Source organism: Luteibacter sp. SVR4-7G (assembly GCF_056755555.1).
On the sequence record NZ_JBPGXO010000055.1, the window covers coordinates 1 to 24,096 of the forward strand.

The window sequence follows — 24,096 nt, forward strand, 5'->3', positions numbered from 1 at the left end:
GCCCAGCGCTCTCCCGCGGCGTTGACCGCCGGGACGTCCATCACCGTCCACCTCAGCCCCTGCGGGTAGGTCAGGAGTTTCTGGTAGGCGTAATAAGCGATACCGATATGCCCTCCCAGGTCGAACACGCTGCGGGCGCCCTCGGCGAACCAGCGGCCAAGCCAGTAGATCATCGGATAGTCGTTGATGAAGATGCGGTGCGTCCGGTCCCGGTAGAGTTCGGCCGACTCGCTGTTGTCGTAGCCGACGGCGTTCGCAGGCGGAATGCTCGCCTGCGCCTCGTCGAAGCTGCGGTACACGCCGCGGTACAGATGATGCGTCAAGGCATGGTGGGCGAAGAACGCCTTCCTGTAGCGGGCCTCGAGGAAGGTTCGAACCAGCGGCAGCCGTGCCGTCGCCTCCTGGTACGGCCGGGCGCCGACTTGCGCGTTCATGGGATCTCCGGGAACGGTTGGGGCGACTCCAGATTGCGCCACTACTCCCCGCCTGCCCATAACACCGGCGTCTAGACCGTCCGGCCTACGCGGTCGTGAAGCGGTCGTTAACCCGATGCCCTTCGGGGCGGCCGTCCGCCGGGGTCACCCTTGCTTGCGCGCCCGCAGATCCTTCCGGACACGATGCAGGCTGCGGTAGATCCAGCGCACGGGCGCGTACACGCGGAAACCTGCGGTCGCACGCGTGGGGCGTACGACGTAGAGCGAGGCGCAGGGTTCGCAACGCGTGGAAAGAAGACGTTTGTATTGGTTGTCGCCATAGCCGAAGCTGATGCGTTCGCCCGGGAACCGGTCGATCAGGGCGCGGACAGCCTGGAACACAGCGACGGAACCGATCCCCACTTTCGCCACCTCCTCGTCATAACCCAGGTCGTCGACCAGGTAGGTGCCGCCGATGCGATAGCCATGGACGTAAGCGAGCGGACGCCCGTCCCGCACGACGACGTGGCCGATGAGGTGACCGGCGTCGGCCAGTCGGCGGAACAGCGCGACGCGTTCGGGCGCTTCCCAATCGATAGGCAGCTCTTCATGGTGCCAGGTGCGTGCGTACACTTCGTTCATGAGCCGGCAGTATTCGGCCATGCCTTCGCCGGTATCGAACACGTGGAGGGCGGCGTCGCCGCCTAGCTTGCGATAAGCGCGTCCCACGCGCTGTAACTGGTCGGCCCTCTGCTTCTTCCCCATGCCGGCGAGCCATGCTTCGGACGAAGGCTGCGGATCTATCGACCAGTGCACCTGGTCCAGCAGATTGGCCGCCACGGTACGGAACCCGCCGTGCCCGCACAGCACCCTGGCGAAGCGGTTCGGCAGGTCCGCTTCCTGGATGCGTACGACGCTGATGCTCATGTCCCCGGCAAGCTGCCGCGCAGCAAGCAATTCGACGATGTCGCGGTCCGCGTCTCCCGCCACCACGCCTGCGCCAAGGAGACGAAGGGCCGCCCCCCGGTAAAGGCGCAAGCGCCTCCCGCCAAGATCGAGCCGTGCCGTGTGCTCGATGGCGAGCAGCGGCACGTAACCCGCTACCCGCTTCGCGCCGTCCCGAACCACCACAATGTGCGGCACGGTCCCATCATGGCGGCTGATCACTTCGTATTCGACCCAGTCCGGATGCTGCACGATGCCGCTGGCCGCCCCCGGCTGCTCGGCCGCCTGCGCCAGTTCGTCGCGCAGCGCGCGCAGTTCGTCGAGGGTATGCACGGTGGAGCACACGTACGTCATGGGCTGGCCTTCGCCACCGGCGGATGGACTGATTCGAGGATGCGGACGAGGAGGCGCCCGGGCGGGCCCAGGCGCCGGCTGATGCCGGTCATCAATTGGAAATCGTCGCCCGTCCAATAGCGCACCAGCATGCTTCCTGGCACGTACAAGGCCATGAACACCGCCGCACCGACGAGGAAGCCGAGCCGCGAAGGCGTAGCCGCAGTGGCAGCCCAGGCGGCCAGCGTGGCGACGAGGCCCACGGCGAACAGGCGCGCCATCGCCGCAGCGGGCAAACCGCCGCTGGTGGCCTTGCGCAGATAATGGATGGCGAGGGCCATTTCGACCACGCGCGTCCCGGCATAAGTGATGACCGCGCCTGCCAGCCCGAAGGACGGCACGAGCGAGACACCGAGGACGGCATTGGCGACCAGCGCGACGACGGCGATGCGAATCCGGTCGTCCTGCCGGTCCACCACGGTCTGGAACGCAGCGATGCCGTTGCCGATGAGCAATAACCCGCCGAGCACGAGGGTGGCCTCGATGGCGGGAATGGCATCCACGTAGCGGGTGCCGTACATGAGCCGCACGATCTCGGGGGTGGTCACCAGGCCGAGCCCCGCGATGGCGATGCCCACCGCCCAGTAGAACCGCGTGGCTTCCGACAGGAAGCGCGCGGCGCGCGCGGTGCCGCTCTCGCCATAGGTCTTTGCCATGTACGGCAGCAAGGTGGATGTGAGACCCACCGAGAACAGCTGCACCGCCCCCCGGGTGAGCGTACCCGCGATCGCGAAATAGCCCACGGCCACCGACCCCGTAAAGGTGGTCAGCAGGAAAACCTCGATCGTGCCGACGCGGAACGACCCCATCAGCACCAGGGCGGCCGTAAGGCGCAGATGGCGGTTCACGCGCGCCGTCACAGGCGGCGGGATGGGTCCGCTCTCATACGGACGGCAGCAGCGCCGGTAAGCCATCCGGTTGATGAGGTTCAGCAGCAGGCAGGCGACGGCGAAGAGGGCGACGAAGGTGACCAGGTCGGCATGCATGAACATCGCGGTGAGGACGAGCAGCATGCCCACGATGCCGCCGACGACGGTGGCGATGGCTTCCGGCTCGAAACGTTCCTGGCCTTTGCCGACGGCTACGAGCATGGCGTAATTGGCCTTGGCCACCACGGCTACAACGACGAGTCCCATGATCGGCAGCAGGGAGCCATCCCACTCCGAGGGACGGAAAAGCCAGCCAACGATGACGAACAAACCGATGACGACGACGGAGCTGACCGTCTGGATGCGCGAGAAGCGCGCGGCGAGGTGCGAAGCGAGGTCCTGGTCGCCCATGCCGTCCGCTTCGGCGATGAACTTCGTCGACGATGTCGTCAGGGCGTGGTTCGAACAGACGATGAGCCAGCCGCAGAGCCACACCGTGAAGGCGTAACGGCCGAAATCCGAGGGACCGAGTGAACGGGCGATCCATACGCTCATCAGCAGCCCGAGCGCGTACTCGATGTACGTGGACACCGTGACGATGCCGACGCTGCGCAGGACGGCGAGGCGGCGGCTCATGGCGAGGCGCCTTCGCGGCGCTGGGTTCCTGCCTTCGCAGGAACGACGCTTGCGCCCGCGCCGGACGGCTGGGCCATCATCCATTGCGCCACGCCGGCGCCGCGGTTGTTCCAGTTGAAACGGCGGACGGTATCCGAAATCGCGGCACAGGAAGGGTCATAGGATGCCTTCAGTGCAGCGAAGCGCTTCTTCAGCGCCGCGGCATGCGCCGGATCCTTTTCGAAGTACCACGCGGCTGCGACCGGAAGCCCGAGCTCCACGTTGTGTCCGTCGCTGTACCAGCCCTCGCTTTCCTGGATTTTCATCAGCGCGGGCGTCTTGGCCTGCGAAGACGACCAGTACCAGGCGATGAGGCCACCCGGCCCCGAACAACTGTTGCGCCAGTCGTGCGGCGAGACGAGCAGGTCTGCGCCTATCCAACCGTACCGCTCGAGGTAGCGGCCGAAATCCACGATCATGTCCGGGATCCGCTCGTCCGCCGTGACGAGCCAGGCATGCCACAGGCCGTCGATGATGTTCTCGCTCATCCAGGGAGACGCGCCGCGCACGTCGTCGGCACCTTCAGGGTCGTTCTCGTGCACGTTCCAGCTGTTGCGCCAGGAACCGTCGTCGCCCAGGCCGTCCGGGTTCGCGCGCTGGTGGTCGTAGAGCCAGCCCACGCGTGCATCGATGCGCTTGCGGTACGTGGCGTCTCCAGTCAGTTCGTAGGCAGCGACGGTCTCGACGAGGCCGAGGCCTGCGAGGCGTTCGGTGAAATAGTCCTTCGGATGGCGGTAGGGCCCCGGTGGTCCGTTCCAGCCGCCGCTTTCCCAGAGGTCCGCCATCTTCGCGACGGTGGCCGCATCGTGCATCGAATCGTCGCCGCTCAGCGCGACGGCGAGCAGGATCGGCTCGATGTAGACGTATTTCACGTCGCAGGGCTTGCCGTCGGGAAGCCATCCGCCGCCGCACGACGGGCTCACTGGCAGGCCGTCGCGCTTGATGCCGGCCATGTACCAGCGGTAGCTGGCTTCCGCGGCTTCGAGATAATCGGCGCGGCCGGTACGCACGTAGGCTTTGAACAGGGTCGACGGCCGGTCGAACAGCCAGGCCGTCGTGTCCTTCGTGGGCATGGCGGCCGCCCAACGGAACTGCGCGTCGACGTAGCGGGCATAGGGCTCGTCGCGCGATGCCACTGATTGAGGACCGGCGATGAGCGACGCCGTGAGCCATTCCGGCGTGAGTGTCGCGAGCGCGGCCGGCTTGCCGTCGACGAGGCCCTCGCCATACGGCCAGCCCGCCGCGTTTTTAGTGCGCGGGGCATCGAAGGAAAACGCATAGCTGCCGGGAGGACCGTGGAACTGGACACGCACGGCGCGGATGCTGCCGTCACGGAAGTGCCAGCTGAGCATGGTCTTGACCGCGATGGCCACCTCGCTCCCATGCTCGTCGAGCACGCGTACCTGGGCGGTGTCGTGCAGGATCCCGGGTGGCACGGGAATACCGGCCGTGACCGCCAGATCGTTACCCTTCCCCGCCCATCGGCGGACGTCGATCTTCCGGGCCGAGGCGGAAGCCGTCGACGGGGCCGCCTCGGCAGGTGTCGACGCGAGTGCGAAGGCCAGGAGGCAAGCGAGGACGATCAGGATGTGGCGAAGGAGCATCGGAGAACCGGAAAGTGACGGTGAGTCCGTCGCGCGCAGGACGAGCCTGCGCCGGCGGGCATTCGTGAAAGCACGGGCGCTCATGCCACCGACGCGGTGCGGAGGCTGCTTCCTGCGAGGTGGTATTCCCAGGCCAGGGCCGTGCGCACGATGACGTCCAGGTCGTCATAACAAGGCTGCCAGCCGAGTACCTCGCGAAGCCGGTCGCTTCGGGCGATCAGCTTGGGGATGTCGCCGGGGCGGCGCGGAAGCTCCACCACGTTGAGGCGATGGCCAGCAGCACGGGCCACGGCATCCAGTACTTCGCGCACGCTGTACCCGTGCCCGTAACCGCAGTTGAGCGTGAGGCATTCGCCGCCGGAACGCAGATGATCCAGCGCGCGCAGATGCGCCGCGGCGAGATCTTCGACGTGGATGAAGTCGCGTACGCCCGTGCCGTCCGGCGTGTCGTAATCGGTCCCGTAGATCGAGACCGCGGGACGCTTGCCTACTGCGTGCTCGCAAGCCACCTTGATAAGCAGGGTGGCTTGCGGCGTGGAATGGCCGATCCGCCCCAGGGGATCGCAACCCGCCACGTTGAAGTACCGGAGGATGACGTGCCGCATGGCCCCGGTGGCGCACCAGTCGCGCAGCATCGTCTCGGACATCAGCTTCGAGGTGCCGTACGGGTTGGCCGGTCGCGTGGGCGTATCCTCGTCCGCCACCCCAGCCTCGGTCGTACCGTAAACCGCTGCCGTGGAGGAGAAGATGAACTTGTCGACGCCGGCCTGGGCGCAACAGGCAAGCAGGTTCCGCGTGTTCCCGGTGTTGTTCCCATAGTACTTCAGCGGATCGCTCACCGATTCCGGCACCACGGTATGCGCGGCGAAGTGAAGCACCGCATCGACACGGTGTGCCTCCAGCACCCGCGACACGAGTTCGACGTCGCCGGCATTGCCCTCGACGAACGAAGCCCCTCTGACCGCTTCGCGGAAACCGGTGGAGAGGTTGTCGATCACCACCACCCGATCGCCGCGCTCCACCAGCTGCTGCACCGTGTGGCTGCCGATGTAGCCGGCGCCGCCCGTGACGAGGACCGAGTTCATGCGTGCCTCCCGGCGACGGCCGGCGGAAAATTGCGCGTCAGCCAGCCACCGATGCCTTCGAGGAGTCTTGCCCGGTCGCCGGTCAGGATGTAGGTATGATCGGTTTCCGCGACGTAGCGCGTGGTCACCGCCGGATGGTCCATCACCCTGCCGAAGCACTCGCGGAACTGCCGCGCGTGGTTGAAGTAATTGCTGATGCCGCCGGAGTAGACGAGGTAAAGCTTCATGCCGCGCGCCACCATGCCGGTGAAGTCGGCGATGACTTCCTCGCGCGGTGCCGGCGCCACGGCGAACACGGGCTCCGTAGGGGCCTTGGCGGCAGCCGCCTTGTTCCCCGATCCGCGAGTGACGAGACGCGCCCAGCGGCCCGGATCGACCAGTCGTGGAAGATAATGGCGAAGCTTGTAGCCCAGGGTGCGATACGCGTAACCGTCCAGGAACACCGCGCCGGAGACCCGCGGATCCGTGGCGGCGACGATGTGCGCGTTCTGCGCGCCCGAACACAGCCCCACGAGCACGAAGCGCTCGCAGCCGGCCCTCTCCTTGAGCAGGTTCATCGCGTCGTCGAGATCGGCGCATACCTGTTGCGTGCGGGTGAGCCCGCCACCCGTGGCGCCGCTGTCGCCGAGCGTGGAGAGATCGAAACGAAGGGTGGGATAACCGGAAGCATTGAGTTGCCGGGTCAGTTCCACATGCAGGCGGAACGGGCCGATGCGATGGACCAGCCCGGCATTGAGCACGATCACGCCGGTGTCTCCCGTCGCTCCAGCAGGTACGCCGGCAATCCCGACCAGGTGCCGGCCGCGGCCGAAGCGATGAGCTTCCTCGCGCATCACGCACTCTCCTTGAGACGGCCGGCGACAGCCTGGATAAGCGGCTGGGAAAGGATCGCGGTTTCCAGCCGGCGCAGGTCGTCCCATGGCGTGGGCGGGGAAATCGGAGTGATCTTGCCCCGCAGGGGAGCGAGCCGGTCCCAGCGCGTTGCCTGCTCCGCAGGCAACGAGTCCAGCACGAGCGTCGGCACGCCCGGCGCGCTGACCGCCAGCGCGGACAACTGGCCGCGCAGGCGCCCGGCAACGGCGAACCCCAGCCATTGCTCGGCTACGTCGGCATGGCTGCGAGGACGCGTGAAGCGTTCGGCGTCCTCACGCAGGGCGGCCTGCATGGCGTCGAGCGCGGCGACGTACTCGTCGCCGTCGAGGACGGGATCCCATGCGATCACTTCGCTGAACCGGGCGCGCTCCGCGGCACACATCGCGATGCTGCCGCCAAGCCGGGCTCCGAACGCAGCGACGCGATCGACGCGGGCGCGCGTGCGCAGCTCGGCGGCGGCGACCACCGTATCCGCGACGCAGCGATCCCAGTCCACGTCCGCGCTACCTCCCGAAGAGTCGCCCGTCCCGTGATAATCGAAACGCAGCACGGCAAGCCCCTCCCTCGCCAGGGACTGGGCCAGCTGGCGATAGAGGCGATGGCAGCGGATCAGGTCCTGTCCCAGCGGCGCACACATCAGCACCGCCCGGCGCGCCGGGAATTCCGGTGCGTGGTACATGCCGAAGAGGCCGTCCCCGGGGCCGAAGAAGAATGGCAGCTCCGCGTCGGGTCGCATGCTCATCGCCGGTACACCACGCCGATGAAGATGGCATTGGCGCGATAGTCCTGGCCCGCCGCGGTGCTGCTCCGCCTCTCGCGGGCGACCGATATCTGCCCGCTCCAGTGCTGGTTCCACTGCTGGGTGAGGTTCAGTCCCATACGCACCGTGGTGTCCTTGCGGTCGATGGTCCGGTAGGTGAGCTTGTCCCCCACGAAGAAGCCATTGAGGGTAACCGTCGGGCGCAGGCGGTAACCGATGCCAATGCTGACGCCGCGGTCGATCTGGTCGAAGGTGCGGTCGTTGAGGTAGCGGAGCTTGCTGAAGGAAGGCGACACCGTCAGGGTCAGGCGATCGCCACGCCAGTTCCACGTGCCGTCGAGCCGGCGCTCTTTGTAGACGTCCGATCCGATGACGGCACTGCCGGTCCCGATGCCCGTACCGCCACCGCTTCCGAGACCGCCCGTACCGGCGAACGGGTCGATCGGTTCCACCGGGTCGGCGACCGTGCCGATGCCGAACGCGCCGGGTGTCGTGATGATGTCCTGCGCGGCGTCGGCGTACTGGTAGGCGCCGGTCAGGGTGAACGTGTTGCGCGGCGTCGGGTCCCAGCCCAGGCGCATCCGCACCAGCGGCGCCGATGCCGTGCTGCCGCCGTCGAATTCCAGGCGGCTCCCGCCCACCAGTACATCGGCGTCAAAGTGCGCCAGCGTGCTCGTGTATCGGAGGAAGGCTTCCTTGCGATCGTAGTTCGCGTCATCCGGCTGGTTGTCGAAGTCAACGCGCTGAAACTCGACATTGCCGGAAAGCGTGTCGGTAGGGCTGAGATCGCGGAACACGCGAAATGCCGCCAGCCCCCGCGACGAATCGAAGTCGTCGACCTTCGAGGCATAGCTGTTGATGTAGCGCAGTTCGAACTGGCCGCGTGCGGCCTCGCCGAAACGCATTCGCAGGGTCGGTCCCAGCACCAGCACGTTGGTCTGCTGCTGGTTGTCTGGCGAATCGCTGGACAACTGGTCCACCGGTTGCACGCCGGCGTAGTCTTCGACCGAGAAGTCGAGGCGGTCCTGCGCGATCGTCCAATTGCCGAGGCCCGCCAGCTGCGTCTGCAACTGGGAGTCGAAATGGTTCTGCAGGTACTTCCGGTATTCGACGGTGCCGGACACATTGGCCTGGAAGGTCGAGCCCATCTGGGTGAACTGGAATGTGCCACCCGGGGTCAGTACGTTCTCGCTGACCGGATTGTCCGAAGAAAGCGCGATGTTGTTGCTGTGCTCGACGCCGGCATAGAGCGTGTAGTTGAGCGTTCCCGCCAGGGCTGCCGACGGTGCCACGGCGACAAGCGCGGCCAGGGCTGCGGGAAGCGCGTTGCGACGCGAAGGAAGCTTGTGGCGGCCGGGTTCGCGCGCAAGCGCGCTTCCCACATTCCCTTGGCAGTCGTCCCGCATGATCCCTCCCCTGTGCCCCGGGATCGTCCCGGGGCCGCGCTTACGGCGATTGATTGAACACCACCCCGGCGAGCTTCGCGGGGTCGAAATTGGCGACGGCCTGGTTGATCGCCGCGGGCGTGTCGCGCCCATAGCCGGCCACCAGGACGACGTAGTCGGCAAGGTCCGAAAGGATTCGCGCGTCGGGCGATCCCTTTACCGGCGGGCCGTCCAGGAAAAGGTAGCGATCCGAATAGCGGCAGCGCAGCGAATCGAGTACCGCGCGCATGCGGAACGAGGAGAAATATTCGCCGGTGTTCTCCCGCGCGCGTCCGGCCGGAATAAGACGAAGGCGCGGCACGCCGGTGGGGTACATGATCGATGCGATGCCCCGGGACGGATGCTCGAGGAAATCGATCAGGCCGCCGGTACGCGGCTCCACGCCGAACGCCTTGTGCTGGTTCGGATAGCGCAGGTTGCAATCGATCAGCAGGCTGGTCTTCGATTCGTCGAAGGCAAACGCCGCTGCGAGGTTGCGCGCCACGAAGCTGCCGCCCGAGCGCGGACTCACCGCCACCACCATGGTCACGAAGTTGTGCTCGCCGGCCATCTCGAGCAGGCGCGTGCGGATCCCGCGGAAGGCGTCGGACTGCTGGCGCACCGAGTCCTCGCGATGGATCAGGCGCTTGCGCTCGCAGTCGATGGGAGCCAGCGACCCGCCTTCTTCGCGCATCCGCGCGATGGAGTGGCCGGGAGACGCATGCGCCTCACCCTGGCGGGAGGCGACGACGTCGCCGAGCTCGATGTTGTCAGCGGCCATCTTGTTCATCGTCAACCCTTCATCCTCAGCCAGAACACCAGGAGGTACACGGCGCCGACACCCGCGACTATCACGGCGAGCATCATGTTGTGCAGTTGGTCGCGGCGGCGGTCGCGCGGCGTGGGATAGAACGGGATCGTCGCCAGCACGGGGAAGCCGGTGGCGCGCTCCAGCTGTGCGACGGAGCGCACGCGCGGATCGAAGCGCGCCACGGCGAACAGCAGTCCGAACGGAATCGCCAGCGACAACGCCAGGCCGGCCAGGCTGAAGTGCATGAAACGCAGCCCGGACGGAACCAGTGGCATCATCGCGGGATTCTGCACGAGGAAGGTCAGGCCGCGCTGCTCGGCATCGAGGTTCATCGACACGCGCGCGTTCTCGCGGCGCTTCAGGAGATCCTGGTAGACGTCGCGGTTCACGGTGTAGTCGCGGGTGAGCTCGGCGGTGACGTTCTCGGAATTGGCGATGCGCTTGCTGCGCTCCAGCTCGGACTGCAGCATCGCCTCGCTGGCGGACACGCGGGCGGCGCTTGCGGCCGCGTCGCTGCGCACGGCGGAAAGCTGCAGACGCATCTGCTGGTACACCGGGTTCATCGTCACCGCGTGGTCCAGGGGCATCGCGCCGCCGAGGGTCCGCTGCGCGTCGGCCGCCTGGGCCTGCTTGCGCAGGTCCTCGATCTGGTGCCGGATGCGCACGACATCCGGATATTCGTCCGTGTAATTAAGCCTCAGCTTGTCGAGCTGGCCTTGCAGATCGGCCAGCTGGGTCTGGTAGATGCCCCCGACCGTCTGTACCGCGTTCACTTCCGACTCTCCGCTCAGCTGGGACGAGAGCGCCGCGGCCTGCGACTGCTTCTGCATGTAATCCATGCGGTTGTTTTCGATCTGAGTACGCAGCTGGCTGATGCGCGCGTTGGTGTCGGTCTCGCTGCCCGGGCGAGCATCGGCGTTGCTGTCGCGATACGCTTTCAGCTTGTCTTCCGCGTCGGTGAGCTTCGTGCGGTAAGCCTCGACCTGGCTGTTGATGAACTCGTAGGCTTCGCGGCTCTCTCGCTGTTTCGAGGCGAGGCTTTCGCTGATGAACAGCTGGCCGAACGCGCGGGTGACTTCGAAAGCGCGCTTGGGGTCGGAGTCGAAGTAGCTGATCGTGATGAGGTTGTCGCGATTGTTGACGACCTTCGTCCGCGCCTTGATGCCTTCCACGATCTTGTCGCGCTCCAGCGGGGAAGGATTGCCGGCGAGCCAGCCGCCGGTCGCCAGGATCTGGTCGAGCACCTTGCGACTGAAGATCACGTCACGGGCGATGCCTGCGCGGTTCTTGTTCGCCGTGGCCGAGGCAGCGCCTTCCATCAGCGGCGTGATGATGCTGGCTTCCTGGGCGAGGATGGTCGTGGAGGCTTCGTATTTCTTCGGCCAGACGGAGCCGACGCCGAGGGCTGCGAGGGCGATCAGCGCGAACATCACACCCATCGCTATCCGCCGCCTGCGCGCTTCGCCTACCAGTGCGGGCAACATGCCCGAGAGAGGAACGAGATCCGAGCTCATCGAATTACCCCTTGCATCCGCCTGAGGCGGCGTCGTTCAGAAAGCGCGCTGCGGGACGGTGATCACGTCACCGGGCTGCACCGGATAGTTGTTCGCCAGATCGCCCTGCTGGAGGATCTTTTCGAGCCTCACCGCGTACGACTGCGTCTCGCCGCCCTGGTTGCGGCGATAAAGCTCGGTGCGGTCCGGTGCTGCGAATTCGGTGGTGCCGCCCGCGGCGAGCACCGCGTCGAGCACCGTCATGCCCTGCCGGTAAGGAATGGAAATGGGGCTGCGCACGGCGCCGGTGACGCGAATGCGCGACAGGTATTCGTGACTGCGCAGCGCGGTGAGGATCACCGCCACCTGCGGATCGCGGATGTACTGCGCCAGTTTCTGCTGGATCTCCGCGGCCACCTGTTCGGTGGTGCGGCCACCCGCGGCGACGTCGCCGACCAGGGGCACCGTAACCTTGCCGTCGGGCCGCACCGGTACGCTGACGCTCAGGTCCGGGTTGTGCCACACCGTGACCTGGAGCTGGTCGTCGACACCGATCAGATAGGCGTCGACGGCCTGGTTTTCGGGGGACGCCTTCGGCGGCGGCAAGTTGCTGCCCCCCGTGGCGCACGCGCCCAAAAGCAGGACGGCAGCGAGTACGGCGACACAATTCAAGACCTTCATGATAAACACCCGCCCCTGTGACTTCGTCGAGCGGTATCGTCATTTCAATAGCCTCCGGCGTCCATTCAACAGCCCGCCTATGCCATTCGACCGACGGTGCAACAGCCGGCTTTGAGCCATCCTTCCCTCCTCGAAGGCAGGACGAGATCGTGATCGTGTTTCTCGAGATGGTGGAGAGACTCACCCACCCCGCGCTGCAGGCCTTGCTGCTCGGCGTGCTTTCGCTCGCGTACGTGTTCCGGAGGCGTCCGCTGCCCGCGGCATGGCTCGGCGGCGTGGCCCTGGCGTGGATCTGGGTGGCGTCAACGCCGGCCTTCGCGCTGGCCCTGCGAAGCACCGTGGTGCTGCCCCAGGACGAGCGTCCCGTTCACGCCGATGCCATTGTGGTCCTCGGTGGCGGCTTGCTTCCGCGATCCGACTGGGCGCAGCCGACGACCCGGGCCGGGAAAGGCCTGACCCTCTGGCGCGAAGGCTACGCGCCGCTCCTGCTGGTTTCCGGAAGCGACCAGGCTACCGTGCTGGCGGAGGGCTATATGGCGGCAGGCGTTCCGGAGCGGGATCTCCGCGTGGAGGGAACCAGCCGGAATACGCATGAGAACGCGCGCAATTCGGCGGCGCTCCTGTCCGCGGCCGGCGCGACGGACATCGTGCTGGTGACCTCGGCGATCCACATGCGCCGTGCTGCCGCCTCATTTCGCAAGGAGGGCATGAAGGTATCGCCAGCGCCGACTCCCGACGCTTACAGATCGCTGCGGGTGGCGTCACGCTGGCTGCCCCGCCGGGACGCCCTCAGCCTCAGCGCACGCTGCCTTCGCGAGGGGCTAGCCCTTTGGGCCTATCACCTGCGCGGATGGGCGTGAGGGCATTCAGGGATCGTCGGTCTCGATCTGCAACGTGGTCTTGCTGTCGCGGCGGATCAGCCCGGGGCCGAACTGCACCACTTTCCCCTCCTTCAGGACCACGGTGTAGTCCTTGTGCGAGAAGGAGAAGCGACCCGGCCGGCGATCGAGCCAGCTCAATACTTCGTAGCCGATGACGCTCCGATCGGAATCGGGGCGGCCGAGGCGATCGATGACCTCGTCCCGTGGCGTACCCACGTCGAGCCTGGCGATCTTCGCCGCCATGCCCTGACATCCGGCGAGTCCGACCGCAAGGGCGGCCACGGCGATCGCACGTTTCATCCTCACCCCCGAACGGCGTTGCATCCGCCCGATGGTAGCGTACCCGCGCAAAAACGTGCGAGAACGGCGCACCGCTAACGGGACGTGGTCGCCGGTGCCGGCGGCATCGGCTTCTGGCCGACGGGTTTCCCGCGCGGATCGAGGAGGTGGCCCTGCGCATCGCGGGCGTTGTCGTTGGCATCCTGCACGCGGTTGGTCACCCCGGGATTCCCGGGTTGCACAGGCGCGAGCCCCCGCTCGGTCGCGCCGGCGTCGGACGCCGGATCTACGGGCGCCGCGGCCGGGTTGCGCTGGATGGACGACGAGGGCGCCGGAAGCGGCGGCGGCTTGTTCGCAGGATCGGCCGCAGCGGGCCGGCCGGGCGTGACCTGGGCCATGGCGCAAGGCACGGCGAAGGCGAGAACGATGGCAACGATCGACGGACGCATGCTGGCTCCGGATGCACCGCGGAGGCGGCACTTTCGGTCACGCTAACGCCGTGGGCGTGAAGGAAGTTTAGATGAAGCCCTGCGGAAGCCGTTGCAAGAACCCGGAACCGTGCTTTCAGTTCAGTTCCTCCGGATGCGGCCCCATGCGGTTCCCTGTATCGAGCGCGTCGATGGACTTCATCTCTTCGGCGGAAAGCTCGAAGTCGAACACATCGATGTTCGAGGCGATGCGTTCCGGGGTCACCGACTTCGGGATCACCATGTGGCCGGTCTGCACGTGCCAGCGCAACACCACCTGCGCACTGCTCTTTCCGTGCGTCTCGCCGATGCGGACCAGCAGCGGGTTCTTCAGGAGGTCGCCGCCCTGCCCCAGCGGGCTCCATGCCTCGGTCACGATGCCGTGCTTCGCGTGCACCTCGACCAGCTCGCGCTGCGCGAAGTCCGGATGCAGCTCGACCTGGTTGACCACCGGTACGATGCCCGTCTCGCCGATGATCCGGTCGAGGTGCGCGGGCTGGAAATTCGACACGCCGATCGAACGGATGCGGCCTTCGTCGCGCAGACGGATGAACGCCTTCCAGGTGTCCAGGTAACGGTCGCGCTTGGGCGTCGGCCAATGGATGAGGTACATGTCCAGGTAGTCGGCACCCAGCCTTTCCATGCTCGCGTCGAACGCGCGCAGGGTCTCGTCGAAGCCCTGCTCGGCGTTCCACAACTTCGTGGTGAGGAAGATGTCGCCGCGGGCCACGCCGGAACGCTCGATGCCCTGGCGCACGCCGCGCTCGTTGCCGTAGATCGCGGCGGTGTCGATGGAGCGGTAGCCTGCCTCGAGCGCCGTGGCCACGGCGTCGGCGGTCTCGCCATCGGGAATCTGGAACACGCCGAACCCTAGCTGGGGCGCGGTATTGCCATCGTTGAGGGTGAGCTGCGGAACCTTGACTGCCATTCGTACTCTCCTGCGATCGGGCCACCCTCCATCATGGAGGATGGTGGCGCATGCAGAGCGTGACGGTCAGTCGCCGCGGGCGGCGTACCTCGTTTCCACGTAGTTATCGAGGATGGCGACGAACTCTTCCGCGATATGGTCGCCGCGCAGCGTCATCGCTTTTTCGCCGTCGATGAATACCGGCGCCGAAGGCGCTTCGCCATTGCCCGGCAACGAGATGCCGATGTTCGCGTGGCGCGATTCGCCCGGCCCGTTCACCACGCAGCCCATGACTGCCAGCGTGAGGTTCTCCACGCCGTCGTACTTCACGCGCCACAGCGGCATCTTTTCGCGAACGTGACCCTGCACCGTCTTCGCCAGTTCCTGGAAGAACTCGCTGGTCGTGCGGCCGCACCCGGGGCAGGCGGTGACCAGCGGTGTGAACGCACGCAGGCCCATGGTCTGCAGGAGTTCCTGCGCCACGATCACCTCGGTGGTGCGGGACTGGCCCGGTTCCGGCGTGAGTGAAATGCGGATGGTGTCGCCGATGCCCTCCTGCAGCAGTACGCCGAGGGCCGCGCTGGACGCCGTAATGCCCTTGGAACCCATGCCCGCCTCGGTCAGGCCGAGGTGCAGCGCGTAATCGCCGCGCCGCGCGAGGTCGCGGTAGACCGCGATGAGTTCCTGTACGCCGGAGACCTTGCAGGACAGGATGATGCGATCGCGTGGGAGGCCGAGGTCTTCCGCGCGCGCCGCGGAGTCGAGCGCCGACCGGATCAACGCCTCGCGCGCCACGTGGGCGGCATCCCAGGGATCGGCGCGATGGGCGTTCTCGTCCATGAGGGCCGCGACCATCGACTGGTCCAGCGAACCCCAGTTGGCGCCGATGCGTACCGGTTTGCCGTAGCGGATCGCCATCTCGATGATCGAGGCGAACTGGGCATCCTTCTTCTTGCCGAAACCGACATTGCCCGGGTTGATGCGGTATTTGGCCAGCGCCTCGGCACAGGCCGGTTCGCCCTCGAGGAGCTGGTGGCCGTTGTAATGGAAGTCGCCGATCAGCGGCACCGAGACGCCCATCATGTCCAGGCGCTCGCGAATGCGCGGCACCGCCGCGGCCGCGGCAGGCGTGTTCACCGTGATACGCACCATCTCCGAACCCGCGCGCGCCAGCTCGGCCACCTGCCTGGCGGTGGAGACCGGATCTTCGGTATCCGTGTTCGTCATCGACTGGACGACGATGGGCGCGCCGCCGCCAACCTGAACGCGATCGACGAGGACGCCCGTGCTCGGGCGGCGTGCGCCGGCTTCCGCGGGGCGCGGGCGGCTGGAGAGGTCTTCGGTCATGGCGGTTATTTTAGCCCAAGAGCTCGCACCGGATACCGATACACTTCCGACATGAATGTCCGCCACCGTACCACCGGATTCTCCAACCGCCTGTTCGCCGAGCAGGCCCTGAGCCGCAGCGCCGGCGCGCCCCTGATCGGCGGCAACGCCGTCGAGATGCTGATCGATGCCCAGGCGCATTTCGACGCCTGGCTCGCGGCCATCGCCTCGGCCCGGCGCCACGTGTTCCTCGAGAACTACATCGTCCGCGACGATGCCATCGGCCATGCCTTCCTGGATGCCCTGGTGGAACGGGCGAAGGCGGGCGTGTTCGTCGCCGTGATCACGGACTGGGCCGGCTGCCTGGGGCAGTCCCGCTCGTCGTTCTGGAACCCGCTGCGCCAGGCCGGCGGACAGGTGCGCATCTACAACCCGCCAAAATTCGGAAGTTCCTTCGGCTGGGTGAGCCGCGATCACCGCAAGGTGCTGGTGGTGGATGGCGAGACCGGATTCCTCTCCGGCGTCTGCGTCAGCGAGAAATGGCTGGGCGACCCCGGCCGCAATGTGCCGCCCTGGCGCGATACCGGCGTGATGCTGCGAGGGCCCGCCGTCGCGGAAATCGAGAACGCGTTTGCCGACAGCTGGCATGAAACCGGTGAGCCACTGCCCGAGGACGAGCGCTTGTCGCCGCCCGTGTCCTTGCCGGAAGCAGGCAATGTCTCGCTCCGGGTCATCGCGACACACCCGAGTACCGCCGGCATGTACCGCCTGGACCAGATGGTCGCCGCGATGGCGACGCAGACGCTGTGGCTTACCGATGCCTATTTCGTCGGCGTGGCGCCCTACGTGCAGGCCTTGTCCGCCGCGGCGCGCGACGGCGTCGACGTCCGCCTGCTGGTGCCCGGCAGCAGCGACATCCCGCTCGTGGCGAGCATGTCGCGCTCCGGCTACCGGCCGCTGCTGAAAGCCGGCATCCGCGTCTTCGAATGGAACGGCTCGATGCTGCACGCGAAAACGGCCGTGGCCGATGGCCGCTGGGCACGGGTGGGCTCGTCCAATCTCAACATCGCCAGCTGGCTGAGCAACCGCGAGATCGACGTGGCGATCGAGGACGCCGGCTTCGCCGGCCAACTCGCGGCGCAGTACGAGAAGGATCTCGAAAACGCCACCGAGATCCTGCTGCGTGGCCGGCATCGCCACTCCGGCAAGGAACGCATGGGCAGCCGATCCCCGCGCCCGCCCCGGCCGCGGCATACCGGCGGCAGCTCGGGGCGCGCGGCAGCGGGCGCCCTGCGCATCGCCAACACCGTGGGCGCCGCCATCACCCAGCACCGCGTGCTCGGCGAGACCGAAACCGGCCCCGTGCTCGCGGGCGCGGCGACGGCGCTGGTACTGACCCTGGTGGCGATCATCTGGCCGGCCGCGATCGCATGGCCCCTGGCCATTATCGGAGCGTGGTTCGGCGTGAACCTCTCGGTGAACTGGTGGACGCTAAGGCGCCGGCGCAAACGTCAGCCGATGTAGGAGCGCGCCTGCGCGCGACATCTTTTCACGCCAGTTCCCACCCTGGCGCGCCAGCTCGCAGGCTCGGCCTCAAAACATGTCGCGCGCAAGGCGCGCTACTACAATGGCTGGCGGGGTTTGAAATGGAGGGGCTGGGCTTCGGTACGCGGTGCTGCCGGCCCACAGCTGTTGCACGAACCGCATCCGTCCCCGCAACTGCCCGTGGCCGCGGCGGGCTGAAGCCTGCGGCCGAGGAAACGCGCGGCACCGGAACGGCCCTCGCGGTTCAGGGCTGCCGAGAAGCGCGCCAGCAGCCGCGTCGATGTCTTCGGCAGCAGCTTGCGGAAGGCCACGAAGACGCTCGCCATCACGACGATAGCGATGATCGCTCCCTGCACGAATTCGAACGTGCTCATGAGAGCGCCCTCGCGATCTGGTAGGTGGCCAGCGAGGCCAGGTACGCCAGGCCGAACAGATAGCCCGCTGCGACGGCGACGTTGCGCCAGGAATTCGTTTCGCGGCGGATCACCGCCAGCGTGGACATGCACTGCGGCGCGAACACGTACCACGCCAGCAGCGACAACGCCGTGGCCAGGGTCCACTGGTGCGCGATCACGGGCCCAAGCTGCGAGGCCAGGGCATCGTCGCTGCCGGACATGGCGTAGACCGTGCCGAGGGCGGCCACCGCCACTTCACGCGCGGCGAGGCCGGGCACCAGCGCCACGCAGATCTGCCAGTTGAAGCCGATCGGCGAGAACACGACCTCGAGCATGCGGCCCAGGCGGCCGGCGATGCTGTAGTCGATGGCCGGCTGGGTGGCTCCCGGCGGCGGTCCCGGGAAGCTGGAAAGGAACCAGAGCAGCACGGTGAGCGCGAGGATGATGCCGCCCACGCGCTTCAGGAAGATCATCGCCCTCTCCCACAGCCCGAGCGCGATGTCGCGCACGTTCGGAAGGCGGTACGACGGCAGTTCCATGATGAGCGCGTGTTCGCTCTTGTCCTTGCGCAGACGCTTCATCACGAAGGCGACGCCCAGGGCGCTGAAGATGCCGGCGAAGTACAGCGTGAACAGCACGATGCCCTGCAGGTTGAACACGCCCCACACGCTGCGGTTCGGGATGAAGGCGGCGATGAGCAGCGTATAGACCGGCAGGCGCGCAGAGCAGGTCATCAGCGGCGCGACGAGGATCGTGGTGAGACGGTCGCGCGGATCCTGGATACTGCGCGTGGCCATGATGCCGGGAATGGCGCAGGCGAAGCTCGACAGCAGCGGGATGAAGGCGCGGCCGGTGAGACCCACGCGGAACATCATGCGATCGAGCAGGAAAGCGGCGCGCGGCAGGTAGCCCGATTCCTCGAGCACGAGGATGAACAGGAACAGGATCAGGATCTGCGGCAGGAACACGAGCACTGCGCCCAGACCCGCGAACAAACCGTCGTTGAGCAGGCTGTGCAACGCGCTGCCCTCCGGCAGGAAGCCCGTGACGAAGGCGCCCAGCGCGGCAATACCGGCCTCGATGCCGTCCATGACCGGCTGCGCCCAGGAGAACACGGCCTGGAAGATCATGAACATCAAGGTGGCGAGGATGGCCAGGCCGAATACCGGATGCAGCGCCCAGCGGTCGATGGCGTCATCGACGGCGGCCGTATCGCGCGGCAGGGTCACGGTGTCGGCGAGAATCGCGCGCACTTCGGCGTGGAGCGCCTCGACGCCTGCCTCGTCGATCGGCGCCGGCACGATGTCCGGCACGCTCGCGTCGATGCGTTCGATGAGCGCCTTCGCGCCGCCGCGCCGCACGGCGATGGTCTCGACCACAGGCACGCCGAGGCGCTGCGAAAGCCGCGCCACGTCGATGGCGATGCCACGGCGGCGCGCCGCATCCATCATGTTGAGCGCAAGCACCACCGGGCGGCCCAGCCGGCGCACTTCCAGGACGAAGCGCAAGTGCAGGCGCAGATTTGTGGCGTCGGCGACACAGACGATGAGGTCCGGCGCAGCCTCGCCCGGATAGCGGCCGTGGCAGACGTCGCGGGTGATCGCCTCGTCGGGGCTGGTGGCGTCGAAGCTGTAGGCCCCCGGAAGATCGAGGATGTGCAGCGTCCGGCCGGAAGGCGCGACGAAACGGCCTTCCTTCCGCTCCACCGTGACGCCCGCGTAGTTGGCTACCTTCTGTCGGCCACCCGTGAGCTGGTTGAACAGCGCCGTCTTGCCGCAATTGGGATTTCCCACCAGGGCGATCCGCATCGTGGTGGCGCTCATGCGGCACCGCCCACGGATACTTCCACCCGGGCGGCTTCGGTCTTGCGCAGGGCGAACCGCGTGGAGCCGATCTGAATCAGCAGCGGATCGCCACCGAGGGGGCCGCGGGCCACCAGCCGGACCGGCTCGCCGGCCACGAAGCCCAGGTCGCGCAGTCGCTGCGCGATAGGGTCGGCGGGATGGGCATCGGTAACGGTCTGGACCACGGCATGGGCACCTTTCGGCGCGTCTGAGAGGCGCACTGGGGTTACTCAAATAAGAACTGTTCGCATTATATGCCTTTGCAGCGGGGGGCGCATCTTGATGCTTTATGCTCCCCCGCCTCACCCAGGGAGTTCTGCGAATGTCAGCCATCCAACAGGTCCGCAACGGTGCCGTCGCCCACCTGGTCATGAACCGCCCGGAAGTGCACAACGCCTTCGACGACGAGTTGATCGCCGATCTGACCGCCGCCATCGACGCATTGGAAGCCGACGACAGCGTGCGGGCCGTGGTGCTGACCGGTGCCGGCGCCAGTTTCTCGGCCGGTGCCGACCTTCGCTGGATGCGCGGCATGGCGCAGGCATCCGAAGACGAGAACCGCGACGATTCGCTGCGTCTCGCCGCCCTGATGCGGCGCCTGCAATTTCTTGCGAAGCCCACCATCGCGCGGGTCAATGGCGCAGCCTTCGGCGGGGGCGTGGGCCTGGTGGCCTGCTGCGACATCGCCATCGCGGCCGACGGGGCGAAATTCGCCTTGTCCGAAGTGAAGCTGGGACTCGTTCCTGCCGTGATTTCTCCTTACGTCATCGCAGCCATGGGACTGCGGCATGCGCGCCGGCTGTTCCTCACCGGCGAGGTGTTCGGTGCGAAGGCTGCGCTGGCCATGGGACTGGTCCACGAAACGGTGCCCGCCGAGGAACTCGACGCGGCCATCGAACGCGTGCTCGGGCTGCTGGAGAAAGGCGGTCCCGTGGCCCAGGGCGAGGCGAAGCGCCTGGCCCTGGGCATGGGCGGCATGGAAGCGAAGTCGATGGAACGCGTCGACGCGGAGAACGCCGCCCTGATCGCACGCCTGCGCGTCTCGCCGGAAGGCCAGGACGGACTCTCCGCCTTCCTCGAGAAGAGCCAGCCGTCGTGGCTCGCCTGATGCGGGAAGCGCGCCGGCGCGCGAACGGGGCTTGCCGCAGGCCACCTTCGCGCGCCAAAGCGCTTCACACACTCGGCGGGGTGGCGATCTGCCTGGCTTGGGCCACTGCCGCCGCCGCGGAAACACTTGCCCGGCGCATCGACAGCCACCTCGCCGAGCCGCGCTTCGCCTCGGCGTCGTGGGGAGTTTCGGTGGTGTCGCTCGACGACGGCCGCGTCGTCTACGCCCATGACGCTGACCGCCTCCTCCTTCCGGCCTCGACCGCCAAGCTCTACACGGCAGCCTTCGCGCTCGACAGGCTCGGCGCCGACTACCGCACGCATACCGACGTGCTGATGGCCGGCGAACTGCGCAAGGGGCGCCTGCGCGGCGACCTGGTCCTGAGAGGCGGCGGGGATCCGACGCTCGCAGGGAGCGCATGGGCCGACCGTCTGGCCGGCGCCATACGGGAACACGGCATCAGGCGCATCGACGGCGCCATCGTGGGCGACGACACCCTCTTCGCGGGACCGCCCATCGGCAACGGCTGGGAAGCTTCCGACCTGCAAACATATTACGGCGCGCAGGCGGGCGGCCTGGACATCGACGAGAACACGATGACCGCGACGTTGTCGGCCGGCAATGTCGCCGTGCAGCCAACGGATGCGGCCGTTGCCATTGCGCTCGATCCCGCCACGCGCCACGAGGTCTACCGCGCTCCCGGGACAGCGACGGTGCACGTGCTTGGCGCGGATGGCGCGACCGTCCCGGCGGCACGAACGTTGCGCCTCTCGATGCCCGATCCTGCGCTCACCGCCGCGCGGCGCCTGCAGGCGGCGCTGGAGCGCGAAGACATCCGCGTGGACGGCGAAGCGCGCAGCGTTCTGTGGCCCGTGCGGGCGCCACGCGGCGAGACGATCGCCTCATGGCCGTCGCCGCCGCTGGCGACGATCCTGCGCGAAGGATTGAAGCGCTCGCAAAACCTGTACCTGCAGAGCGTCTTCCTGTTGAGCGGCTCGACGGCGGGTGCCGACGGAACCGGTTCGGCAGAGGATCGTGCTGCGGCGGCGCTTGCCGAATGGCTGGCTTCCCGAGGCATCGGACCGGCATCGACGGCAATGGCCGAGGGAACGGGACTGTCGCGCCACGATCTCACGACGGCCGCATCGCTCAGCCATTTGCTCGCGACGATGGACGCATCGCCGCTCGCGGCCCTCTGGCGCAGCCTGCTTCCTGTCGCCGGCATCGACGGCACCCTCGCGAACCGCATGCGCGATACCGCCGCGCAAGGCAACGTTGTCGCGAAGACGGGCAGCATGAGTTACGTGAACGCCCTGGCGGGTTACGTCACGACGAAGAGCGGCCAGCGTCTCGCCTTCGCGATCGTGCTCAACAATTATCGTCCGCCGGCGCGCAGCGCGGAGCCGGTGAAGCCGGTCTCGGCAGAAGTGGATGCCATAGCGGTGATGCTGGCGGAGACGACCGAACGATTGTAGGAGTGCGCCTTGCGCGCGACAGCTTTTCGCGAGGAGCTTCAGGCCCTGTTGCCGCTCGCGAGAAGCTGTCGCGCGCAAGGCGCGCTCCTACGGGACAGGCGTCAGCCCAGCACGCCCGGCAAGTCCTTGCCGATCTTCTCCGGCGTATCGGTCGGCGCGTAGCGTTCGACCACCCGCCCTTCGCGGTCGATCAGGAACTTCGTGAAGTTCCACTTGATGCCCTCGGTGCCGAGCAGGCCCTTCTTTTCGGCCTTCAGCCAGCGGTACAGCGGGTGGGCGTGCTCGCCGTTGACGTCGATCTTCGAGAACATCGGGAAGCTCACGCCGTAGTTGAGGGTGCAGAAGTCGCGGATCTCCTTCTCGTCGCCCGGCTCCTGGTGCCCGAACTGGTCGCAGGGAAAGCCGAGGACTTCGAAGCCGCGCGCGTGCCAGGCCTTCTGCAATGCCTCCAGTCCTTCGTACTGCGGCGTGAATCCGCATTTCGAGGCCACGTTCACCACCAGGAGAGCCTTGCCGCGGAACTCGGCCAGCGAGCGCTCGTTGCCGTCGATGTCGCGGGCGGAGAAGTCGTAGATGCTGGCCATGCGTCGCGTCCTCGGGATGGGAAGGGGCCAGTCTACGCCGCTTCGGCTAAGATGGCCGTCTTTCCGGCCGAGAGCCCACGCCCGTGATCCGTTTTGCCGCCGCGTCAAAGTCCTATGCCGTGGACGGCGCGCTCGTTCCCGCCCTGCACCCCGTCGATCTCAAGATCGAGGCGGGCGAGGTGTTCGGCATCATCGGCCATTCCGGCGCCGGCAAGTCGACCATGCTGCGCCTGGTCAACCTGCTGGAGCGGCCCACCGCGGGCCAAGTGTTCATCGACGGCCGCGACGTCACCGGCGCGCAAGGCGCGGACCTGCGCCGGCTGCGGTCCGGCATCGGCATGATCTTCCAGCACTTCAACCTGCTCGCCTCGCGCACGGTGGCCGGGAACGTCGCCTTCCCGTTGCGCCTGCACGGTGGCATGGACGAAGCAGCCATTGCCGACCGCGTGAGTGAACTGCTGGATCTGGTCGGCCTTACCGACCACTCACGCAAGTACCCGGCACAGCTGTCGGGTGGCCAGAAGCAGCGCGTCGGCATTGCGCGCGCGCTTGCCAATCGACCCGGCATCCTGCTCTGCGACGAAGCGACCAGTGCGCTCGATCCGCAGACCACGGCGTCGGTGCTGGAACTGCTGGCCGACATCAACCGCCGCCTCGGTCTTACCATCGTGCTGATCACCCACGAAATGGATGTGATCCGCCGCGTCTGCGATCGCGTCGCGGTGCTCGACGCGGGCCGCATGGTTGAACTCGGCAGCGTGGCGGACGTCTTCCTGCATCCGCAGCATCCCACCACGCGACGGTTCGTCGCCGAAGCCGACCATCGCGAAGGACGCGGCCCGGAATTTCCGGGCGTGACCGGCACCCTCTACCGGCTTTCCTTCCGCGGCGACGCCACGTATTCGCCGCTGCTGTCGCGCGTGGTGCGCGATACCGGCGTGGAATACAACCTGCTCTCCGGCCGCGTGGACCGGATCAAGGACACCCCTTACGGACAGCTGACCCTGGCCATGCACGGCGAACGCGTCGACGATGCGCTGGCACAGATCCGCGCCGCCGGCGTCGATATCGAGGAGGTTGCCCCGTGAGTCCCCTGCAGACCCTGTTCCCCAACATCGACTGGCCGGAGATCGCGCAGGCCTGCATCGACACCTTGCTGATGCTCGGCGGTTCGCTGCTCTTCACGGTGGTCATCGGATTGCCGCTGGGCGTCTGGCTGTTCCTGACCGCGCGCGGCCAGTTGCACGCGAAGCCGAAGC

Annotated in this window: 24 protein-coding genes and 1 pseudogene; 6 read left to right on the forward strand and 19 right to left on the reverse strand. The window is 67.2% G+C overall.

Annotated elements, in window-relative coordinates; all coding sequences use genetic code 11:
• The 11 genes from ACR9ZH_RS16565 to ACR9ZH_RS16615 form a co-directional block, all read right to left on the reverse strand.
• On the reverse strand, nt 1-434 hold a 434-nt coding region (locus ACR9ZH_RS16565; RefSeq protein ID WP_481291860.1), incomplete at its 3' end, for a methyltransferase, TIGR04325 family.
• Between the two features lie 144 nt (nt 435-578).
• On the reverse strand, nt 579-1,712 hold the full coding sequence (locus ACR9ZH_RS16570; RefSeq protein WP_481291861.1) for a GNAT family N-acetyltransferase: 1,134 nt from the start codon (nt 1,710-1,712) through the stop codon (nt 579-581).
• Nucleotides 1,709-3,256 (reverse strand): oligosaccharide flippase family protein, encoded by a 1,548-nt coding sequence (locus ACR9ZH_RS16575; protein WP_481291862.1) that lies wholly within the window; start codon nt 3,254-3,256, stop codon nt 1,709-1,711. Before ACR9ZH_RS16575 ends, ACR9ZH_RS16570 begins: the two co-directional genes overlap by 4 nt.
• Nucleotides 3,253-4,899: a hypothetical protein gene (locus ACR9ZH_RS16580; protein ID WP_481291863.1), complete on the reverse strand. Its 1,647-nt coding sequence runs from the start codon at nt 4,897-4,899 to the stop codon at nt 3,253-3,255. The genes ACR9ZH_RS16575 and ACR9ZH_RS16580 overlap by 4 nt, the downstream gene beginning before the upstream one ends.
• 80 nt (nt 4,900-4,979) lie before the next feature.
• The gene (galE, locus tag ACR9ZH_RS16585; protein ID WP_481291864.1) at nt 4,980-5,984 is read right to left on the reverse strand and encodes a UDP-glucose 4-epimerase GalE; all 1,005 of its coding nucleotides are present in this window, start codon (nt 5,982-5,984) and stop codon (nt 4,980-4,982) included.
• Nucleotides 5,981-6,817, reverse strand: a complete 837-nt coding sequence (locus ACR9ZH_RS16590) for an alpha/beta fold hydrolase (protein WP_481291865.1) — start codon at nt 6,815-6,817, stop codon at nt 5,981-5,983. The genes galE and ACR9ZH_RS16590 overlap by 4 nt, the downstream gene beginning before the upstream one ends.
• Complete coding sequence (locus tag ACR9ZH_RS16595) at nt 6,817-7,599, reverse strand: serine aminopeptidase domain-containing protein (RefSeq protein WP_481291866.1); 783 nt, start codon at nt 7,597-7,599, stop codon at nt 6,817-6,819. Before ACR9ZH_RS16595 ends, ACR9ZH_RS16590 begins: the two co-directional genes overlap by 1 nt.
• Nucleotides 7,596-9,023, reverse strand: coding sequence for an outer membrane beta-barrel protein (locus tag ACR9ZH_RS16600; RefSeq protein ID WP_481291867.1), 1,428 nt, complete (start codon nt 9,021-9,023; stop codon nt 7,596-7,598). The genes ACR9ZH_RS16595 and ACR9ZH_RS16600 overlap by 4 nt, the downstream gene beginning before the upstream one ends.
• Nucleotides 9,024-9,063: 40 nt before the next feature.
• The gene (locus tag ACR9ZH_RS16605; protein ID WP_481291868.1) at nt 9,064-9,831 is read right to left on the reverse strand and encodes a P-loop NTPase family protein; all 768 of its coding nucleotides are present in this window, start codon (nt 9,829-9,831) and stop codon (nt 9,064-9,066) included.
• A 2-nt stretch (nt 9,832-9,833) separates the two neighbouring features.
• Nucleotides 9,834-11,366 carry an XrtA system polysaccharide chain length determinant gene (locus tag ACR9ZH_RS16610; protein WP_481291869.1) on the reverse strand — a complete coding sequence of 511 codons (1,533 nt, stop codon included), beginning with the start codon at nt 11,364-11,366 and terminating at the stop codon, nt 9,834-9,836.
• A 36-nt stretch (nt 11,367-11,402) separates the two neighbouring features.
• Nucleotides 11,403-12,026, reverse strand: coding sequence for an XrtA/PEP-CTERM system exopolysaccharide export protein (locus ACR9ZH_RS16615; protein ID WP_481291870.1), 624 nt, complete (start codon nt 12,024-12,026; stop codon nt 11,403-11,405).
• 149 nt (nt 12,027-12,175) lie between these two features.
• Here ACR9ZH_RS16615 and ACR9ZH_RS16620 point away from each other — a divergent pair, with 149 nt between their 5' ends.
• Entirely contained in the window at nt 12,176-12,886 is a 711-nt protein-coding gene (locus ACR9ZH_RS16620) for a YdcF family protein (protein ID WP_481291871.1), read from the forward strand.
• 6 nt (nt 12,887-12,892) lie between these two features.
• Here the strand turns inward: ACR9ZH_RS16620 and ACR9ZH_RS16625 are convergent, their stop codons facing one another.
• The 4 genes from ACR9ZH_RS16625 to ispG form a co-directional block, all read right to left on the reverse strand.
• Nucleotides 12,893-13,207, reverse strand: coding sequence for a hypothetical protein (locus tag ACR9ZH_RS16625; protein ID WP_481291872.1), 315 nt, complete (start codon nt 13,205-13,207; stop codon nt 12,893-12,895).
• Nucleotides 13,208-13,281: 74 nt separating this feature from the next.
• Nucleotides 13,282-13,635, reverse strand: coding sequence for a hypothetical protein (locus tag ACR9ZH_RS16630; RefSeq protein WP_481291873.1), 354 nt, complete (start codon nt 13,633-13,635; stop codon nt 13,282-13,284).
• A gap of 115 nt (nt 13,636-13,750) precedes the next feature.
• Nucleotides 13,751-14,581 carry an aldo/keto reductase gene (locus ACR9ZH_RS16635; RefSeq protein ID WP_481291874.1) on the reverse strand — a complete coding sequence of 277 codons (831 nt, stop codon included), beginning with the start codon at nt 14,579-14,581 and terminating at the stop codon, nt 13,751-13,753.
• A 66-nt stretch (nt 14,582-14,647) separates the two neighbouring features.
• Entirely contained in the window at nt 14,648-15,907 is a 1,260-nt protein-coding gene (ispG, locus tag ACR9ZH_RS16640) for a flavodoxin-dependent (E)-4-hydroxy-3-methylbut-2-enyl-diphosphate synthase (protein ID WP_481291875.1), read from the reverse strand.
• A 51-nt stretch (nt 15,908-15,958) separates the two neighbouring features.
• Here ispG and ACR9ZH_RS16645 point away from each other — a divergent pair, with 51 nt between their 5' ends.
• Nucleotides 15,959-17,410 (forward strand): phospholipase D-like domain-containing protein, encoded by a 1,452-nt coding sequence (locus tag ACR9ZH_RS16645; RefSeq protein ID WP_481291876.1) that lies wholly within the window; start codon nt 15,959-15,961, stop codon nt 17,408-17,410.
• Between the two features lie 98 nt (nt 17,411-17,508).
• On the opposite strand, the gene ACR9ZH_RS16650 is transcribed toward ACR9ZH_RS16645, so the two are convergent.
• From ACR9ZH_RS16650 to ACR9ZH_RS16660, 3 genes are read right to left on the reverse strand one after another with little or no spacing between them, the layout of a single operon-like run.
• Complete coding sequence (locus ACR9ZH_RS16650) at nt 17,509-17,805, reverse strand: DUF6587 family protein (protein WP_481291877.1); 297 nt, start codon at nt 17,803-17,805, stop codon at nt 17,509-17,511.
• Entirely contained in the window at nt 17,802-19,649 is a 1,848-nt protein-coding gene (feoB, locus tag ACR9ZH_RS16655; RefSeq protein ID WP_481291878.1) for a ferrous iron transporter B, read from the reverse strand. The genes ACR9ZH_RS16650 and feoB overlap by 4 nt, the downstream gene beginning before the upstream one ends.
• A complete protein-coding gene (locus ACR9ZH_RS16660; RefSeq protein WP_481291879.1) occupies nt 19,646-19,891 on the reverse strand; it encodes a FeoA family protein in 246 nt (81 codons plus the stop codon). The genes feoB and ACR9ZH_RS16660 overlap by 4 nt, the downstream gene beginning before the upstream one ends.
• A 101-nt stretch (nt 19,892-19,992) precedes the next feature.
• On the opposite strand from ACR9ZH_RS16660, the gene ACR9ZH_RS16665 reads away from it, so the two are divergent.
• Entirely contained in the window at nt 19,993-20,778 is a 786-nt protein-coding gene (locus ACR9ZH_RS16665) for an enoyl-CoA hydratase-related protein (RefSeq protein WP_481291880.1), read from the forward strand.
• Between the two features lie 80 nt (nt 20,779-20,858).
• Nucleotides 20,859-22,253, forward strand: coding sequence for a D-alanyl-D-alanine carboxypeptidase/D-alanyl-D-alanine endopeptidase (dacB, locus tag ACR9ZH_RS16670; RefSeq protein WP_481291881.1), 1,395 nt, complete (start codon nt 20,859-20,861; stop codon nt 22,251-22,253).
• A 101-nt stretch (nt 22,254-22,354) separates the two neighbouring features.
• Here dacB and ACR9ZH_RS16675 read toward each other — a convergent pair whose 3' ends face one another.
• A complete protein-coding gene (locus ACR9ZH_RS16675) occupies nt 22,355-22,837 on the reverse strand; it encodes a glutathione peroxidase (RefSeq protein ID WP_481291882.1) in 483 nt (160 codons plus the stop codon).
• Nucleotides 22,838-22,920: 83 nt separating this feature from the next.
• Between ACR9ZH_RS16675 and ACR9ZH_RS16680 the strand changes: the two genes are divergently transcribed.
• Nucleotides 22,921-23,925 carry a methionine ABC transporter ATP-binding protein gene (locus tag ACR9ZH_RS16680; RefSeq protein ID WP_481291883.1) on the forward strand — a complete coding sequence of 335 codons (1,005 nt, stop codon included), beginning with the start codon at nt 22,921-22,923 and terminating at the stop codon, nt 23,923-23,925.
• A pseudogene (locus ACR9ZH_RS16685) lies at nt 23,922-24,096 on the forward strand (metal ABC transporter permease); the annotation flags it as partial. The gene ACR9ZH_RS16680 and the pseudogene ACR9ZH_RS16685, both read left to right, overlap by 4 nt.

What these genes read in the sequence shown, in the direction of transcription:
- ACR9ZH_RS16630 (WP_481291873.1), bottom strand. Translation starts at nt 13,635, where the DNA reads ATGCGTCCGTCGATCGTTGCCATCGTTCTCGCCTTCGCCGTGCCTTGC.
- galE (WP_481291864.1), bottom strand. Translation starts at nt 5,984, where the DNA reads ATGAACTCGGTCCTCGTCACGGGCGGCGCCGGCTACATCGGCAGCCAC.
- ACR9ZH_RS16575 (WP_481291862.1), bottom strand. Translation starts at nt 3,256, where the DNA reads ATGAGCCGCCGCCTCGCCGTCCTGCGCAGCGTCGGCATCGTCACGGTG.
- ACR9ZH_RS16580 (WP_481291863.1), bottom strand. Translation starts at nt 4,899, where the DNA reads ATGCTCCTTCGCCACATCCTGATCGTCCTCGCTTGCCTCCTGGCCTTC.
- feoB (WP_481291878.1), bottom strand. Translation starts at nt 19,649, where the DNA reads ATGAGCGCCACCACGATGCGGATCGCCCTGGTGGGAAATCCCAATTGC.
- ACR9ZH_RS16665 (WP_481291880.1), top strand. Translation starts at nt 19,993, where the DNA reads ATGTCAGCCATCCAACAGGTCCGCAACGGTGCCGTCGCCCACCTGGTC.
- ACR9ZH_RS16615 (WP_481291870.1), bottom strand. Translation starts at nt 12,026, where the DNA reads ATGAAGGTCTTGAATTGTGTCGCCGTACTCGCTGCCGTCCTGCTTTTG.
- ACR9ZH_RS16570 (WP_481291861.1), bottom strand. Translation starts at nt 1,712, where the DNA reads ATGACGTACGTGTGCTCCACCGTGCATACCCTCGACGAACTGCGCGCG.
- ACR9ZH_RS16650 (WP_481291877.1), bottom strand. Translation starts at nt 17,805, where the DNA reads ATGAGCACGTTCGAATTCGTGCAGGGAGCGATCATCGCTATCGTCGTG.
- ACR9ZH_RS16590 (WP_481291865.1), bottom strand. Translation starts at nt 6,817, where the DNA reads ATGCGCGAGGAAGCTCATCGCTTCGGCCGCGGCCGGCACCTGGTCGGG.
- ACR9ZH_RS16610 (WP_481291869.1), bottom strand. Translation starts at nt 11,366, where the DNA reads ATGAGCTCGGATCTCGTTCCTCTCTCGGGCATGTTGCCCGCACTGGTA.
- ACR9ZH_RS16605 (WP_481291868.1), bottom strand. Translation starts at nt 9,831, where the DNA reads ATGAACAAGATGGCCGCTGACAACATCGAGCTCGGCGACGTCGTCGCC.
- ispG (WP_481291875.1), bottom strand. Translation starts at nt 15,907, where the DNA reads ATGACCGAAGACCTCTCCAGCCGCCCGCGCCCCGCGGAAGCCGGCGCA.
- ACR9ZH_RS16635 (WP_481291874.1), bottom strand. Translation starts at nt 14,581, where the DNA reads ATGGCAGTCAAGGTTCCGCAGCTCACCCTCAACGATGGCAATACCGCG.
- ACR9ZH_RS16675 (WP_481291882.1), bottom strand. Translation starts at nt 22,837, where the DNA reads ATGGCCAGCATCTACGACTTCTCCGCCCGCGACATCGACGGCAACGAG.
- ACR9ZH_RS16595 (WP_481291866.1), bottom strand. Translation starts at nt 7,599, where the DNA reads ATGAGCATGCGACCCGACGCGGAGCTGCCATTCTTCTTCGGCCCCGGG.
- ACR9ZH_RS16600 (WP_481291867.1), bottom strand. Translation starts at nt 9,023, where the DNA reads ATGCGGGACGACTGCCAAGGGAATGTGGGAAGCGCGCTTGCGCGCGAA.
- ACR9ZH_RS16645 (WP_481291876.1), top strand. Translation starts at nt 15,959, where the DNA reads ATGAATGTCCGCCACCGTACCACCGGATTCTCCAACCGCCTGTTCGCC.
- ACR9ZH_RS16625 (WP_481291872.1), bottom strand. Translation starts at nt 13,207, where the DNA reads ATGAAACGTGCGATCGCCGTGGCCGCCCTTGCGGTCGGACTCGCCGGA.